The 15,034-nt window shown below is 62.3% G+C and carries 11 protein-coding genes; 7 read left to right on the top strand and 4 right to left on the bottom strand.

The genetic code is table 11. The annotated features are described in order from the left end of the window. Window positions 1-987 precede the first annotated feature (987 nt). Window positions 988-1,731 (top strand): PCC domain-containing protein, encoded by a 744-nt coding sequence (locus GR328_RS11725; protein WP_160884717.1) that lies wholly within the window; start codon window positions 988-990, stop codon window positions 1,729-1,731. A 26-nt stretch (window positions 1,732-1,757) separates the two neighbouring features. Here GR328_RS11725 and GR328_RS11720 read toward each other — a convergent pair whose 3' ends face one another. The 4 genes from GR328_RS11720 to GR328_RS11705 form a co-directional block, all read right to left on the bottom strand. Continuing rightward, window positions 1,758-2,546 carry an SDR family NAD(P)-dependent oxidoreductase gene (locus GR328_RS11720; RefSeq protein ID WP_160884716.1) on the bottom strand — a complete coding sequence of 263 codons (789 nt, stop codon included), beginning with the start codon at window positions 2,544-2,546 and terminating at the stop codon, window positions 1,758-1,760. 67 nt (window positions 2,547-2,613) lie between these two features. Beyond that, complete coding sequence (locus tag GR328_RS11715; RefSeq protein WP_160884715.1) at window positions 2,614-4,260, bottom strand: acyl-CoA synthetase; 1,647 nt, start codon at window positions 4,258-4,260, stop codon at window positions 2,614-2,616. Next, window positions 4,257-5,426 (bottom strand): acetyl-CoA acetyltransferase, encoded by a 1,170-nt coding sequence (locus tag GR328_RS11710; RefSeq protein ID WP_160884714.1) that lies wholly within the window; start codon window positions 5,424-5,426, stop codon window positions 4,257-4,259. Before GR328_RS11710 ends, GR328_RS11715 begins: the two co-directional genes overlap by 4 nt. A 66-nt stretch (window positions 5,427-5,492) precedes the next feature. Beyond that, window positions 5,493-6,362, bottom strand: a complete 870-nt coding sequence (locus GR328_RS11705) for an IclR family transcriptional regulator (protein WP_246215824.1) — start codon at window positions 6,360-6,362, stop codon at window positions 5,493-5,495. Window positions 6,363-6,529: 167 nt separating this feature from the next. Here GR328_RS11705 and GR328_RS11700 point away from each other — a divergent pair, with 167 nt between their 5' ends. From GR328_RS11700 to GR328_RS11675, 6 genes are all read left to right on the top strand, one after another. Next, entirely contained in the window at window positions 6,530-7,534 is a 1,005-nt protein-coding gene (locus tag GR328_RS11700; RefSeq protein WP_160884713.1) for a DctP family TRAP transporter solute-binding subunit, read from the top strand. 126 nt (window positions 7,535-7,660) lie between these two features. Continuing rightward, window positions 7,661-8,179 (top strand): TRAP transporter small permease, encoded by a 519-nt coding sequence (locus GR328_RS11695; RefSeq protein ID WP_160884712.1) that lies wholly within the window; start codon window positions 7,661-7,663, stop codon window positions 8,177-8,179. Continuing rightward, window positions 8,172-9,503, top strand: a complete 1,332-nt coding sequence (locus GR328_RS11690) for a TRAP transporter large permease (protein WP_160884711.1) — start codon at window positions 8,172-8,174, stop codon at window positions 9,501-9,503. The genes GR328_RS11695 and GR328_RS11690 overlap by 8 nt, the downstream gene beginning before the upstream one ends. 68 nt (window positions 9,504-9,571) lie before the next feature. Then, complete coding sequence (locus tag GR328_RS11685) at window positions 9,572-10,999, top strand: amidase (protein ID WP_160884710.1); 1,428 nt, start codon at window positions 9,572-9,574, stop codon at window positions 10,997-10,999. Between the two features lie 762 nt (window positions 11,000-11,761). After that, window positions 11,762-13,234, top strand: a complete 1,473-nt coding sequence (locus tag GR328_RS11680) for a M81 family metallopeptidase (RefSeq protein WP_160884709.1) — start codon at window positions 11,762-11,764, stop codon at window positions 13,232-13,234. Window positions 13,235-13,324: 90 nt separating this feature from the next. Beyond that, window positions 13,325-15,007 (top strand): amidohydrolase, encoded by a 1,683-nt coding sequence (locus GR328_RS11675; protein WP_160884708.1) that lies wholly within the window; start codon window positions 13,325-13,327, stop codon window positions 15,005-15,007. Window positions 15,008-15,034: the final 27 nt, after the last annotated feature.

The raw sequence follows: 15,034 nt of genomic DNA, 5'->3' as shown, positions 1-15,034 counted from the left end.
TGACGCAATGTTAGGCTTGCTGTTAGAAAGTAGTCAACTGCTTATGTCCCCCTATTGGCAATAATTCACGCGACGCCGCAAGGACGGAGCTTGCTATCGACGCGCATCGTACATGCATGAAAGGTAAAGGTGCAGTATTTCTGAAAGTTGCCACATTTCGGCGACGTTGCCCGCTGGTTCGGGACAGCCGTCGCCGATGCTTCTCCACCAGCCACTCGCCGGGTCAGCACCGATGCAGGCCCGCGCTGTCTCTCCGCCGGTGAGTGGGTGCTCCAGACTTCTGGCATGGGTTTGGCGCCGCCAGGGTTTCGGTGCGGCGGCTCAGGATCGAGCCGATCAGCCCTCCCGTCTGGTGCAGCACCAATCGGAACACCGCCCGCAGCATCAGAGCCGTTCCGATGGCGAGCGCGGAGCAACGGGCTTGGTCAGCGCGCGTTGTGCGGGGCTCCGCCGGTCAGGCAGCGACTGCTCTCTATGTGAACCAAACTGTAAGGCTTCCGCGCTGGCGTAAGGCGGGGTCGTACTCCGCCTCATTCGTCACCCGGTGCCGCTGCCGGCGGTTTCGGCGAGCGGTATCGGACTTGAACGGAATGGTGGAAGCCGAGATCAGGAAGGGCCCAGCTCATCTAGGCCTTACCGCTTCGGTCGCCAAACCGCCCGCCCGTGCAACAAGGTGGCCTGCGCGGCAACGGGAGAAGGCCTGCGAGAGTGAGCCGGACGCTGCGGCTACGGAAAGGCTATTGCATGCGTCCGGTCTTTTCAGAACAAACATTCACTCTGAGAAATTTTCGGTCTTGAACCACGTCACTGATGCAAGCACCATGCCAAGTGAGGGTATTTGAAAGGTCAACATTGAGAACAGTCACCCATCCTGGCCCTGTTGCGACACAGCGCTTGACCGCAATAGCAGGTTTCCCTGTCGCACTGAGGTTTTCACTGGAGCCAGGCGATACCGTTGATGTAGCTCTCGCCAAGGGATTTTCCGCCATGGGATGCCAAGGCGGGTTCGTCACGTTCGATCACGGCCGCTTCGAACCGTTTCGCTACGTGATGCCGAGCCTGTCGTCCGATGCGTCCCATGCGGCATGGTACAGCCCGACATTCGCGCCCGAGGGTTCCGTACGGATGCACAGGGGCTGCGCCATCGTCGGACAGCGCGACGGTCTGCCGTTCATTCACTGCCACGGCATCTGGGACACGTCCGAGGGGAGGCGCATGGGTCACATGCTCGCATCCGACACGCGGGTGGCAGAGCCGGTCGAGGTCACTGGGATCGGGCTGAAAGGCGTGACCTTCGACTCCCTGGAGGATCCCGAGACGAATTTCAGGCTGTTCGAGCCCGTTCGGGTGGGTAACGAGGATCCGTCCGTCCCGGAACATTCCGTTCTGCTTGCACGCGTCCGCCCGAACGAAGACATCGGCCGCGCCATCGAACAGATCTGCGCCGCGCACGGGATCGAAGCCGCGGACGTCCATGGGATCGGCAGCCTGAACGAGGTGCGGTTCGCCGACGGGCGCCGCGTCGGCTCGCTTGCGACGGAAGTGATGATTCATGAGGGAAGGGTGGAGCAGATTTCCGGGCAGCTGAGGACCCACCTCCATATCGCCGTGGTCGATACCGAGGGAAACATCCATGAGGGGATTCTCGCGCGGGACGACAACCCGGTCCTCGTGACCTTCGAACTCGTCATCAGGGCGAGCGCGCCCGGGGGAGCGAGGCGCGAGGGGTGAGCGCCCGGGAGCGCGAGCCGCGCCCGTCAGGCCATCGCTCCCCTGGCTTTCGATCCGCCCATCAGGCCCGCTGCCGTGAAGCCTCCATCGACGCAGAGGGTCTGTCCGGTCACATAGCTGGCCCGCCCGCCGTCGAGGAGGAAGATTGCCGCCTCGGCGACCTCGTCCGGCGTGCCGTAGCGGCTTTGCGGCACGACCCTCATCCATTCCGAGCGCACCTCCTCGGTGTGCACCTCACGCACGAGAGGCGTTTCGATCGGTCCGGGCGCGACCGCATTGACCCGGATCCCCAGGGGTGCGAGTTCGACAGCCATGACTTTCGTCATCGTGAGGACGCCGCCCTTGGAGGCTCCGTAGGCGACGCGCCCCATATTACCGCGCATTCCCGAGACGGATGCGATGTTGACGATGGCCCCTTCGCCCCGCTCGGCCATGCGCCGGGCGACTTCGCGGGAAGCGACGAAGCTGCCGATCAGATTGACCTCGAGGATCCTGCGGAAGAGATCGGCGCTCGTGTCCAGCGAATGAATATCGCTTGCAATCCCCGCCGAGTTGACGAGCCCGGTGATCGGACCGAACTCCGCCTCGCACCGCTCGATGCAGCCGATGACGGCCGGCTCGTCGGTGATGTTGACCTGCTCGAGCCGCACGGCCCCTTCACCATGGGCTGGGAGTGCCGTTCTGCACCGTTCCAGATTGGCGGGCTCGAGATCGCAGACGATGACACGCCAGCCCTCCCGCAGAGAGGCGGCAGCGACCGCAAGTCCGATGCCTGAGGCGCCGCCGGTGACAAGGACCGTTTCCTGCTTCGCCATGAAATTCCTTCCTCCATCCTATCGCGTGGCCGTGCGTGCCCCCCGTCGGCAGCCCCCATGGGGCCTTTCAAGCCGGCTGGGCAGACGCTTCGAGCCGCCGTTCCAGCGGCAAGCAGCCCCGCGCCTCCAGCTCCGCGCGGATATCCTTCTTGGTGATTTTGCCATAGGCGGATTTCGGGAGGGCTTCCCAGAAGAACACGCGTTTCGGATGTTTGTAGCGGGCGACCTTGCCGTCCATCCAGGCCAGGAGCTCCCGCTCGCTCAAATGCGCTTCCGGTCGGAGGACGCAGACGGCGACACCCACCTCGCCCCAGGTCTTGTCCGGAACTCCGACGATGGCCACCTCGGCGACGGCCGGATGGGTGAGGACTTTCTCCTCGATCTCGCGCGGATACACGTTCGAGCCGCCGGATATGTACATGTCGGAAGCACGGCCGGTGATGTAGAGGAATCCCTCTTCGTCCATGTGCCCGAGATCTCCGGTGCGAAACCAGCCGTCGCGGAAGGCTTTCGCATTGGCCTCAGGGTTGTCGTAGTAGCCGGCGAAGACGGCCGGACCGCAGACGCAGATCTCTCCGGTCTCGCCGGGCGCGAGCTCCCGCCCGTCCTCGCTCTGGATCGACACCTGAATGCCCGTCCGCTCATAGCCGCAGGTTCCGATCTTCAGACCGGGAGCGTCCTCGGGCTCGTGGAGCGCGGGGGGGAGGACCGTAATGTTTCCGGTCACCTCGCCGAGGCCGAAATACTGCACCAGGACCTTTCCGAGTTTCGCCAGGGCCCGCTTCTGGTCCTCCCTGTACATGGGCGCTCCGGCATAGATCACGTATCGAAGGGAGGAATGGTCGTGCACGTCCACCGAAGGATGCTCGACGAGCATCTTCACGATGGTCGGAACGGTGAACATGTTCGTCACGCGCCATTGGGCGACGAGCGCCCAGATCTCATCGGGGTCGAAGCGGTCACTTTGCGGCAGCACGGTCTTCACCGCACGTGCCACCTGCACGAGCTGGTGGACGCCCGCACCGTGCGAGAGCGGCGCGACGACGACGGAGGCATCCGCGTGCGTGGTGCCGGGCATCAGGTCGCAGAGATGGTTCGTGATCACGAAAGCCATCTGGCCGTGCGTCAGGACGGCGGCCTTCGGGCGTCCCGTCGTTCCCGAGGTGAAGAAGAACCAGCAGGGATCGTCCTGTTCGACCGGTGCTTCGGGCACCGACCGGCCCAAATACGCTTCGACAAGACCGTCATAATCCTCGCCGAAATCCGAGGGGCCGATCGACAGAACGAAGCGGATATCAGGGCAGGCCCGGCACGCCGCTGCGGCATGTTCGGGGAAGTCCCCGTGACAGATCATGGCGGAGGCGCCGCTGGCTTGGCCGAGATAGGCGACCTCATCCGGCGTTTGCCGGAAATTAGTCGGAACCCAGACCGCACCAATTCGGAAGCATGCGAACATCGATTCGAACATCTGATTGCAGTTCTTCGACTGCACCAGCACCCGGTCGCCCTTCGCCACGCCCCGCGCCGCGAGCGCCGCCGCCATCGCATCCACGCGTCGGTCGAGATCCGCCCAGGTCCAGGCGGCATCGCCGCAAACGAAGCCAACCTCGTCCCGGTGGCGGCGTGCCGCCTGGCGCAGGAAGTGGGCCAGGTTCATGACCCGCTTGGAAATCGGAGGGACGCCTCCCTTCGGGTTCTCCCCACCGATTCTCATTTCCGGCGCTCCAGGATCGAAACGTAATTGGCGACGGCGGCGCCTCCCATGTTGAAGATGCCGCCGAGCGCGGGATCGGCGATCTGCATGTCTCCGGCTTCGTTCATCAGTTGCAGGCAGGTCATGACGTGCATGGAGACGCCGGTCGCGCCGACCGGATGCCCCTTGGACTTGAGCCCCCCCGAAGGATTGACTGGAAGCCGCCCGCCCTTTTCGGCGATGCCCTCGCGAACGATACGGTAGCCTTCCCCGGGCGCGGCAAGCCCCATGGCCTCGTATTCGATCAGTTCGGCGATGGTGAAGCAGTCATGTGTCTCCACGAACGAGAGGTCGTCGAGAGCGACGCCCGCCTCGGCGCGTGCCTTTTCCCAGGCCATGCGCGCGCCCGCGAAGGCGGTCGGGTCGCGGCGCGACAGGGGCAGATGATCGTTTACGTGCTGGCGCGCGCGGAAGGCAATGGCACGCTCCAAGGTTGCGGCCGTTTCCTCGTCCGCCACGACGAGCGCGGCGGCGCCATCGGAGATCAATGAGCAGTCGGTACGTCGCAGGGGAGGGGCTACATAGGGATTTTTATCCGAGACCGCGTGGCAGAACTCGAACCCAAAATCCCGGCGCATCTGCGCGTAAGGATTTGCGACGCCGCTCCGGTGGTTCTTGGCGGCAATGTGGGCGAGCTCCTCGCTTCGGTCGCCATAGCGCTGGAAGTACTGCTGGGCGATCCGTCCGAAGATGCCGGCGAAACCACCTTCGACGTCCGCTTCCTCCTTCCGGTAGGAGGCGCTCAGGAGAATGTCGCCCGTCTCGGGAACGGATTTCGCCGTCATCTTCTCGGCGCCGATCACCAGCGCGATCCGTCCTCTTCCGCTCTCGACGAAATCAAGCGCGGCATAAATTGCCGCCGATCCGGTCGCGCATGCGTTCTCCAGGCGCGTGGCGGGGACATGGGCCAGCTCCGGACGTCCGAGCGCAACCTGCGCGGCCTCGAAGCCCTGTTTCGAAAAGCCGTTGTTCAGGACCCCGACATAAATTCCGTCGACGTCGCTCGTCTCCACGCCGGCATGGTCGAGAGCAGCGCCTGAGACACGGGCCATGAGGCTTTCGACGTCGGGGTCCTCAAGTCTGCCGAAGGGCGTGTGAGCCCAGCCAACGATGCAGGCGCGTGCCATCTTGCTTCCTCCCTGATCAAGGTCCGCCCGAGGACGGGTGTTATGGTCGTGCTCCGTACGATCCGATTAAGCCCTCATGCGCGGAGGCGGTTCGGCCGCGCCCGACGCCCGGGACGCAAACATCTTCCTGAGCTTTGTCTCTATCTGCGCGATCTCCGCCTTGAGGAGAGCTCCGAGTTCCGGCTGACGGCTCGGGGTCATGCGGCTGTCGATAGCAGCGATGCTGAGGGCGCCGGCGACGCGCCCGTCAGGAAACATGATCGCGGCTCCCACACCCCAGGAACTGGCGACGATCCGGCCGGGATTGAGCGAATAGCCGCGTCGGCGTGTCTCCTGCACGTCCTCCAGGATCAGCTCGATGGAATAGCTGGGGTATTTCTCCAGGAGAACCGGTCGGACGGCTTCAAGGACGCCCTCGATGTCGTCGTCGGACATTGCCGCGAGGATTGCAAGGGAACCGGCTCCGATGCCGAGGGGATGCTGATAGCCTGCCTGCAATGCGTGAGTGCGGACTGGAAATGTGCCTTCCTCGCGGTGCAGGCACACGGAGTAGTTGTCGCGCCTCATGGAAACGAAGCTCGTGTCCATAGTGGCTTCGGACAGGCGCCTGAGACTTTCCATCGACAGTTCGAGCAGACTGTGCCGTCGCGACGAAAGCGTACCCAGAACATAAGCCTCCTCGCCGAGATAGTAGCGGCGCGTGACTTGGTCCTGCTCGACGAGACCGGCCCGCATCAGCGCCAGGAGAAGGCGTCGCGCCGTCGGCTTGTTGAGGTGGCTTTCCTCTACGATCACGCTCAGGCCGATCCCTCGCTCGGCTCCCCGACCGACGAGTGCGAGCAGGCGCAGGGCCCGATCCACGCTCTGGGAGCCGGAGAGATCACCGGTCGACGGCAGGCCATCTTCCATCGCATTACTCGCAGAGTATTGGTCCATGTCATGGACCCCTTGAGTCATTTGGATGAGCTTAAGGAGAGGAACTCAACATTGCAAGGCAGCAAAAAGCATGTATCCTCTCCCACGTCAGTCAAAACAATACTTCATAATATGGACCAGGATGGCGCGCGGCACGAAGCCTCCGCCTTTGCTGAAGAGGAAACGACATGAAGGTCACAAGAACCGGATTTCTGGCGCTGGCTTTGAGCTTGGCAGGTGTCGCGATGGCGGGAGCTGCCTCGGCGCAAAATCTGCGCCTGTCCCACAATACCGGTGATGCCACCACGTGGCACAAGGGCGCCGAGCGTTTCGCCGCGCTCCTGAAGGAACGCTCCGGCGGCATGAACGTCAGGGTGTTCGCAAACGCCCAGCTGACCGGCGGCGATCAGATGAAGCAGGCCGAAATGGTCAGCCGTGGCTCGCTGGACTTCGTAGTCACCTCGGCCATCAACGTCACGCCGCTCGTTCCCGAGATGGCCGTCTTCTCCTTGCCTTACCTCTATTCCTCCTACGAGGACGTCGATGCGACGACCAACGGCGCACCGGGCGAGCGCATGAAGGAGATCATGGAGAAGCATGACATCGTGGTTCTCGCATGGGGTGAGAACGGCTTCCGCGAGGTGACGAACAGCGTGCGGCCCATCAAGACGCCGGATGACCTCAAGGGTCTGAAGATGCGCGTCGCAGGGCCCATGTACATCGACGTCATGAATGCGCTCGGCGCCAACCCTCAGCAGATGCAGTGGACCGAAACCTTCTCGGCTCTGCAGCAGAAGGTGGTCGACGGCCAGGAGAATCCGATCGGTGCGGTCATCATCCCCCAGCGTGTCTATGAGGTTCAGAAGTACCTCACGACCTGGCACTATTCCTACGATCCGGTTTTCCTCGGAGTGAGCAAGAAGCTCTGGAGCTCCTGGGACGACAAGAAGAAGGAACTGGTGCGCAAGGCGGCCGAGGAGGCCATGGCCTACCAGAAAGAATTGACCCGCGAGAGCACCGCAAAAGGCGTCGCCTTCCTGCGTGAGAAGGGCATGGAGGTTTATGAGCCGACGGCCGAGGAACTGGCGGCATTCCGCGCCGCGACCAAGTCGGCGTTCGACACCTGGGCCGCCAAGGTCGGCCCGGATCTCGTCGCAACATTCCAGAAGGCGATTGCCAGCAAAACCAACTGAGCGGGCCTGAGCCGCGGCATCAGCCTCAAGGCTGATGCCATCGCCCTGCAGACCTGTCCAACATAGGAGGCTGGGCGATCTCCGGCCTCACTCCGCCCCTCGGCATCTCAGACCTGTGGTCCTGCCATGCGAACCCTGCTGGACAACGCGGAGAAGATTCTCTGCTCCTTGATCTTCCTGACTATGACGTTTCTCGGCTTCGCCAACATCGTGGTCCGTTATCTTTCAAATCATTCCCTGGCGGTGACCGAAGAGCTCCTCGTCAATGGATTTCTGCTTCTGACGATCTTCGGTGCAGCCATTGCGGCGCGCCGGGGCGAGCACCTTGCCGTGACCGTGATCTTCGATTGCCTTCCGAAGCGGGGAAAGCTTGCCCTGATGTGGATCGCAGGAGCTCTCTCCGTCCTGTTGCTGACACTTTCGGCTTGGTACTCGCTGGAACTCGTATTCAATCAGATCAAGAGCGGGACAGTGTCCTACGGACTTCAGCTGCCGGCCTGGTACTACAGCGTCGGGCTACCGTTCGGCTTCGCGATTGTCGTCGTCCGATATCTTCAGCATGCCGCCGAGACCTACCGCGGATTGAACGATCCCGTAACGGAGTTCCGTCACGAGAGCGAGGCCCTGGAGGCGCCCCATGTTTGAGATGGGTGTCGGCACCCAGATGGTGGTGCTGTTCTTCATTCTCCTGGCTCTTCGTCTGCCGGTGGCGTTCTCCCTCGGGCTGTCGGCTCTCTACGCCATGTGGCAGCTCGGTTTCGGGCTCGAAATGGTCGGCGATCTCCTGGCCGCCGGCATCACCAAGTTTTCGCTCCTGGCCATTCCCTTCTTCATTCTTGCGGGAACCCTGATGGGCTCGGTCGGAATCGCCGAGCGGATGATACGCTTCTTTCGCGTTCTGATCGGCTCGCTTCCTGGCGGCATGGGCATCGTCGGAACAACCGTGTGCCTATTCTGGGGAGCTGTCAGCGGATCCGGGCCTGCTTCGGTCGCGGCGATCGGACCGTTGATCATCAAGGGGATGCACGAGGACGGCTACTCCAGGGCCTTTGCCGCGGCGCTCGTCTGCACCGGCGCCGCGCTGTCGATCGTCATCCCACCTTCGATTGGTCTTGTGATCTACGGCGTCATCGCCGAGACATCCATCTCCGAACTGTTCATCGCGGCGATCATCCCGGGCCTGATCTGCGGCGTGCTGATGTTGCTGACGCTGCCGCTCGCGCGCTTCAGCCGCCCAGACCGATTTTCCGAAAGTAGCGGAAGTCTCGCGGCGCTGTCTCCCGAGCCCTATGCAGGCCTTCCCTATTTCAAGCGGCTCGGCCGCTCCTTCATCGATGCCTTCTGGGGCCTCATGACACCGGTCGTCATTCTGGGCGGGATCTACAGCGGAGCGTTCACGGCCACCGAAGCGGCCATCGTGGCGACGGTCTACGCGTTGTTTGTCGGCGCCTTCGTCTATCGCACGCTGTCGCTCCGGTCCCTGTACGCTGCCCTGACGGAGGCAAGCGCCTCGTCGGCCGTGGTCATGCTGGTCGTCGCCTATGCCAGCCTGTTCGGCTGGGTCATAACGGTGGACGATCTCGTCGGCCATTATTCGACAGTCCTCCTGGCTCTCAGCGAGAACCAGTGGGTGATCCTGCTCGTCATCATGGTCATGCTTCTGGTCGCCGGCATGTTCATGGACCCGGTGACGATCATGTTCATCACCTTGCCGATCTTCATTCCCGTCATGCGCGAGTTGAACTGGGATCCGGTCTGGTTCGGGGTGACGGTCATGATCAGCCTCGCCATCGGTCTGGTCACGCCGCCGGTCGGCATCAATCTCTTCGTTGCCGCCAACATCACGCGCCTTCCCCTGGAGCGCATCGCGGTCGGAGCCATCCCGTTTCTCATCACCAGTATCCTGGGCCTTGCCGTCGTTGCGGCATTTCCGGAACTTTCAAGATTCCTCGTCGAGCTGATGCGCTGAGTTGATTACTCCTACGAGCCGGGGTTCGCCGATCCTGGACAATTAGCAACAATCATCAAGAGAAAGCCATGACGTCCCTTAAGCTCATCGAACAATCGGCCTCCACCGTGGTGGATCTTCTCAAACAGGAGAAGACGACTCCGCTTGAGCTCCTCGATGCGCTCGAGGAGCGGGTCGGCGAGGTCAACCCGACGGTCAATGCCCTCCCGACATTGTGTTTTGATCGTGCGCGCGACCATGCCCGCGACCTGATGCAGCGGCCCGTCGCGAGGCGAGGCCGTCTGGCGGGTTTGCCGCTGCCGATCAAGGATCTGACCAACGTCGCGGGGGTCCGCACGACCTATGGCTCGCCGATCTTCGCGGATTTCGTTCCCGAGCGTTCCGACATCCTTGTCTTGAACCTGGAGAGGGAAGGGGGAATCGTTTTCGCGAAATCGGCGACCCCCGAGTTTGGAGCAGGCGCCAACACGTTCAACGAGGTCTTCGGAGCCACGCTGAATCCTTGGGACACGTCGCGCTCGGCGGCGGGCTCATCGGGCGGGGCGGCTGTGGCGTTGGCAACCGGCATGGCCTGGGTGGCTCATGGATCCGATCTGGGGGGATCGTTGCGCAATCCCGCGAGCTTCTGCGGCATTGTCGGCCTGCGGCCGAGCCCTGGGCGCGTCGCGCGCGATCCCGGCACCATCATTGATGATGTTCTCAGCGTCCAGGGGCCGATGGCCCGGACCGTGGAGGATGTGGCTCTCCTGCTGGATGCCATGGCCAATGAGGATCCGTCCGATCCCATTTCCCTGCCGCGGACCGGCGAGAGCTATCTCGCCGCGGCGCGCGCACCGCAACCTCTCGCAAGGGTCGCGTTCAGCGCCGATCTCGGCGTGACGCCTGTCGACCCGGAGGTGGCGGAGATCTGTCGCCGGGCGGCTTGGAGGTTCACCGAACTGGGTGTCACCGTCGAGGAGGCCCATCCGGACCTGTCAGATGCCAAGAACGCTTTCCACACCCTGCGCGCTGTGGGCTTTGCCGCGGCCCACGGCCAGAAGCTCAAGGACTATCCCGATCTGCTGAAACCCGAGACGATCTGGAACATCGAGAAAGGATTAAGGCTCAGTGCGTCGGATATCGTCGCGGCCGAAGAGCAGCGTGCCGAGATCGTCAGACGGGCGCACGCCTTCTTTTCTCATTACGATCTTCTGATGACTCCCGCGACCATCGTGCCGCCATACCCGGTTGAGGCGCGCTACGTGGATGAGTGCTCCGGAGTCAAGTTCGACAACTATATTGACTGGCTGGCGATCGCCTATTCCATTTCTCTTACGACGGCACCGGCCCTGTCCCTCCCCTGCGGCTATACGCAAAATGGGTTGCCTGTTGGCCTGCAGATCGTCGCCCGGCCTCGGGGGGAGGCGCGTCTCTTGAGCGGAGCCGCGCTACTCGAACGGTTGCTCAGTTTGGGCACGGTCCATCCAATCAACCCGCGGCATTGCGCTGTGGCTTAACAGGAGAATTGCTGAGATCCTCGCTCACGGAGCGTTTGAAACGACGGCATATGAACAACAGGCAACACCGGAGCTTGTCACGCATTGATTGAACTAAATTGCTGAACGATTTGCGGCAATTCTCTCTATTGACCTTGTTCGGTGCTCAACTGCGTCAGCCCCGGTCAGATCGAAGACATCGTCAGATTCAGCAGGAGGTGAGTGGATCCGGCCATAGGTGAGGGATGAAAATGCCTCGCCATTCCCGCTATGCCCGCCACCGCTTTCCGGCTGGAGCGATCCGCCACGCTATCTGGCTCTGCTTCCAGTTCCTACTCGGCCCTCGGTTGGTCGAGGAGATGATGCTTGAGGGCGACCTCGTCATTTCTCAAACGACAGAGCTGAAAATTCGCCTCTCCCGCCGAGAAAGCGGGATGAACGATGCAGGGCTTTCGGTCTGTGGGAGGCCTGCGGCCGTTCACTCGGTCTTTTCAGACGGCAGAATCCTGCTCGCTCCACCCATCATCGCTGCCCTGCCTACCCCATCCGCCTTCACCGCGTGAGCAATTTCGATGAAAATCCGGCAGCGGTATAGCGTGTCATTCAAGCCATGCCGGAAGCGATCATTTGAGCAAAAAATAACATTTGGAGAAAAGTTTCAACTTTGTCACTATCTGGAGAGGCGAGCTCCAAAACGGACAGAGATGACACAACGAAGTAGTCGTCGAGCCTTGAAAAGCTGCTTCCTCGATCGTGAGGAACAAGAAAAGGAAAAGGGTGGGAATGGCATCGCGTGTCCTTGTCGCGGAGTTCATGCACGAGACCAACACGTTCAGCGTCCAGTTGACGAACGAACAGGCTTTCAGGAATTCCAGCTATTATTTGGGAGACGAGATCCCCCTGGCTTTCAAGGGGACGCGCACGTCCGTTGGGGCAGCCTTCGAAGCCTCTACCAAGTACGGTTGGGACGTCGTTCATCCGGTTGCGGCAGGGGCAAATCCGTCGGGCCGAGTGACGGATGAATGTTTCGAGGCAATAGCGGCGCGCATTCTCGATGCGTGCAGCGGCGTCGATGGCGTTCTGCTGCACCTTCACGGTTCTATGTCGACACAGAGCTATGATGACGGTGAAGGCGAGCTGCTCGCCCGCATCCGCACGCGTGTGGGTGACGACGTGCCAGTCATCGCCGTTCTCGATCTGCATGCCACCGTGACGCAACGAATGGCAGACAACGCCAATGCGCTGATCTCCTATCGGACTTACCCGCATGTCGATCAGTACGAACGCACATGGCAAGCGGCCGAACTGCTCGAAAAGGCCATGGCCGGCGTCATATCTCCGAAGGTAGCGCTCGCGCGCCGTCCGATCCTGTATGCCCTGGATGGTGGGCGCACCACGTCACTTCCGATGGTGGAACTCCTGCGGCGAGGCGAGCAAATCGAAGCGGCCGGAAAGGCGCTCGTCGTGAGCGTACAGGCCGGCTTCTCCTCAGCCGATGTTCACGACATCGGGCCTTCCATCGCGGTGACGGGAAACGACCGCGCCTCAGCCCGGGCCATTGCCGAGGAGCTCATGGACTACGTCTGGGAGCAACGGTCGTTCTCCTCCATCCACTTCACCCCGCTCGATGAAGCCATCGCCAAGGCGAAGGCGGGCGAGGCCTGCGCGACCAAGCCGTTGATCATCGCCGACTATTCCGACAATCCCGGCTCCGGCGCCTATGGAGACGCCACCAATCTTCTCAGGGCTGTGCTCGATGCGGGTCTTCAGAACGTCGGCTTCCATGCAATCTGCGACCCCGAGGCGGTACTGCAGGCGCAGGCGGCCGGCGTGGGCAACCGCGTCACGCTCCAGCTCGGCGGGAAGACGGATCCGACGATGGGCGGCGGACCGCTCGAAGTCACCGGCCATGTCGCCGCGATCACCGACGGCTCATTCATCGCCTACGGTCCCATGGGAGGCGGGGCGCGCCGCAGCTACGGCCTGAGCCTGCTGTTGCGCGTCGGCGGCGTGGAGATCATCGTGATCAGCCATAACGGGCAGGCGACCGATCTCGGGCAATTCACATCGCTGGGCGTCGACCCGACGCGGAAATCGACCCTGATTGTGAAATCAATGCAGCATTTCCGTGCGGCTTTCGAGCCGATTTCTCGCGAGGTGCTCGAGGTTGATACGGGGGCTCTGTCGACCCGCAACTTCAAGGAACGTCCCTATAGGAAGATTCGGCGGCCCATATGGCCTCTGGATGACATCTGATCCTCATGGCTCGATCGCGTGGGGCTCTAATCCGCATGGCAGGCCATGTCAGCCTGTCGTTCGATCACAGGAAAGATCTGGGGACGATGAATGAACATTTCTGCTAACCGATCGCTCGCATCTGGTGCGGTGGAGCGGAGCACAGCCCGGCCCGTCGCCGATATCGTTCTGAGGAACGGTCCGATCTGGTGCGGCCGGGAGGAGGGTGTCGTCGAGGCGGTGGCGATCTGGCAGGGCCGGATCCTGGCGACCGGACGGGAGGCCGATATCGCATCCCTCATCGGTCCGACGACCCGTGTCATTGATCTCGAAGGCCGACTGGCGACGCCGGGGCTCAACGACTCCCACCTGCATCTGATCTCCCTCGGTCTCATGATGGATTGGGTGGATGCCAAGCCGTCGTCAGCGCCGACTCTCGAGGCTCTGCTCGCCGCGATCGGGGCACGAGCCGCAATTACGAAACCCGGCGAATGGATCCTGGCGCGCGGCTACGATCAGACGAAGCTCGACGTGAAGCGGCATCCGCATCGGGACGAATTGGATCGGGTCGCTCCGGACAACCCCGTGATGCTTGTGCGAACCTGCGGGCACATCTCCATCTGCAACTCCCGCGCCCTCGAACTGGCCGGCATCGGCGAGACCTCGCCAACACCGCCCGGCGGCCTGATCGAGCAGCGGGACGGGCGACTGACGGGTCTTCTGGCGGAGAATGCCCGCGCTCCTGTCTGGGCGGTCATCCCGCCGCCGACCGAGGACGATCTCGTCAACGCCATCGAACGCGGAGGCCGTCATCTCCTCTCTTATGGCATCACCAGCTGCATGGATGCGGCGGTCGGCCAGCGCGGCGGGTTCGGCGAGATTGCCGCCTACCATAGGGCCAAGCGGGAAGGCCGGCTGCCCGTTCGGACCTGGCTCGCCCTGCTGGGCGACCCGGACAAATCCATTGTCCCGCAATGCTACGAGGCCGGCCTGATTTCCGGCACGGGCGATGACATGCTGATGATCGGGGGAGTCAAGTACTTCCTCGATGGTTCAGCGGGTGGTCGCACCGCCTGGATGTCGAAGCCCTATCTCGGGGACGACAACACGACCGGCGTGCAGATGATGCCTGATGAAGAGTTGAACGAGCTCGTCATGGATGCTCACGTCAAGGGCTATCAACTGATCTGCCATGCCATCGGCGATGCGGCCATCGAGCAACTGATCACGGCTTATGAGCGCGCGCTCGCAGCCAAACCGGATCCAAACCGGCGACACAGGGTCGAGCATTGCGGCTTCTCGACGCCCGCGCAGCACGAGCGCATGATCAGGGCCGGCATCTATCCCTGCCCGCAGCAGGTGTTCATCTACGATTTCGGCGATGCCTACGTGTCCGTGCTCGGGGAGGAGAGGGGGCTCAAGAGCTACCCGTTCAAGACCTGGATCGATCTCGGCCTCAAGCCTGCTACTGGCAGCGATGCGCCGGTCTGCGAGCCGAATCCGTTCCCGAATCTCTACGCCATGCTCACGCGCAAGACATGGAAGGGTACCGTAATGGATGCGGACGAGAGGGTGTCCATCGAGGACGCTCTGCAGGCTTATACGGAGTTCGGTGCCTTCTCGCAGAAGATGGAAGAGGTGAAAGGGCGCATCATCCCTGGGCAGCTCGCGGACATTGCAGTTTTCTCGCACAATCTCCTGAGCGCTACACCAGAGGATATTCTTGACAACACTCAATGTGATCTTACGATCCGGGGAGGTTCGATCGTTCACGATCGTCTTGGCGTTACTTAAAATCATACAGGGGAACGCGCCTCGACA

Source organism: Microvirga makkahensis (genome assembly GCF_009830105.1).
GTDB lineage: Bacteria > Pseudomonadota > Alphaproteobacteria > Rhizobiales > Beijerinckiaceae > Microvirga > Microvirga makkahensis.
This window is presented reverse-complemented; position numbering and strand designations above follow the sequence as displayed.

Coding starts and splice junctions, on each gene's coding strand:
- GR328_RS11680 (WP_160884709.1), top strand. CDS start 11,762: ATGGCATCGCGTGTCCTTGTCGCGGAGTTCATGCACGAGACCAACACG.
- GR328_RS11720 (WP_160884716.1), bottom strand. CDS start 2,546: ATGGCGAAGCAGGAAACGGTCCTTGTCACCGGCGGCGCCTCAGGCATC.
- GR328_RS11690 (WP_160884711.1), top strand. CDS start 8,172: ATGTTTGAGATGGGTGTCGGCACCCAGATGGTGGTGCTGTTCTTCATT.
- GR328_RS11710 (WP_160884714.1), bottom strand. CDS start 5,426: ATGGCACGCGCCTGCATCGTTGGCTGGGCTCACACGCCCTTCGGCAGA.
- GR328_RS11695 (WP_160884712.1), top strand. CDS start 7,661: ATGCGAACCCTGCTGGACAACGCGGAGAAGATTCTCTGCTCCTTGATC.
- GR328_RS11715 (WP_160884715.1), bottom strand. CDS start 4,260: ATGAGAATCGGTGGGGAGAACCCGAAGGGAGGCGTCCCTCCGATTTCC.
- GR328_RS11685 (WP_160884710.1), top strand. CDS start 9,572: ATGACGTCCCTTAAGCTCATCGAACAATCGGCCTCCACCGTGGTGGAT.
- GR328_RS11705 (WP_246215824.1), bottom strand. CDS start 6,362: ATGGACCAATACTCTGCGAGTAATGCGATGGAAGATGGCCTGCCGTCG.
- GR328_RS11675 (WP_160884708.1), top strand. CDS start 13,325: ATGAACATTTCTGCTAACCGATCGCTCGCATCTGGTGCGGTGGAGCGG.
- GR328_RS11700 (WP_160884713.1), top strand. CDS start 6,530: ATGAAGGTCACAAGAACCGGATTTCTGGCGCTGGCTTTGAGCTTGGCA.
- GR328_RS11725 (WP_160884717.1), top strand. CDS start 988: ATGGGATGCCAAGGCGGGTTCGTCACGTTCGATCACGGCCGCTTCGAA.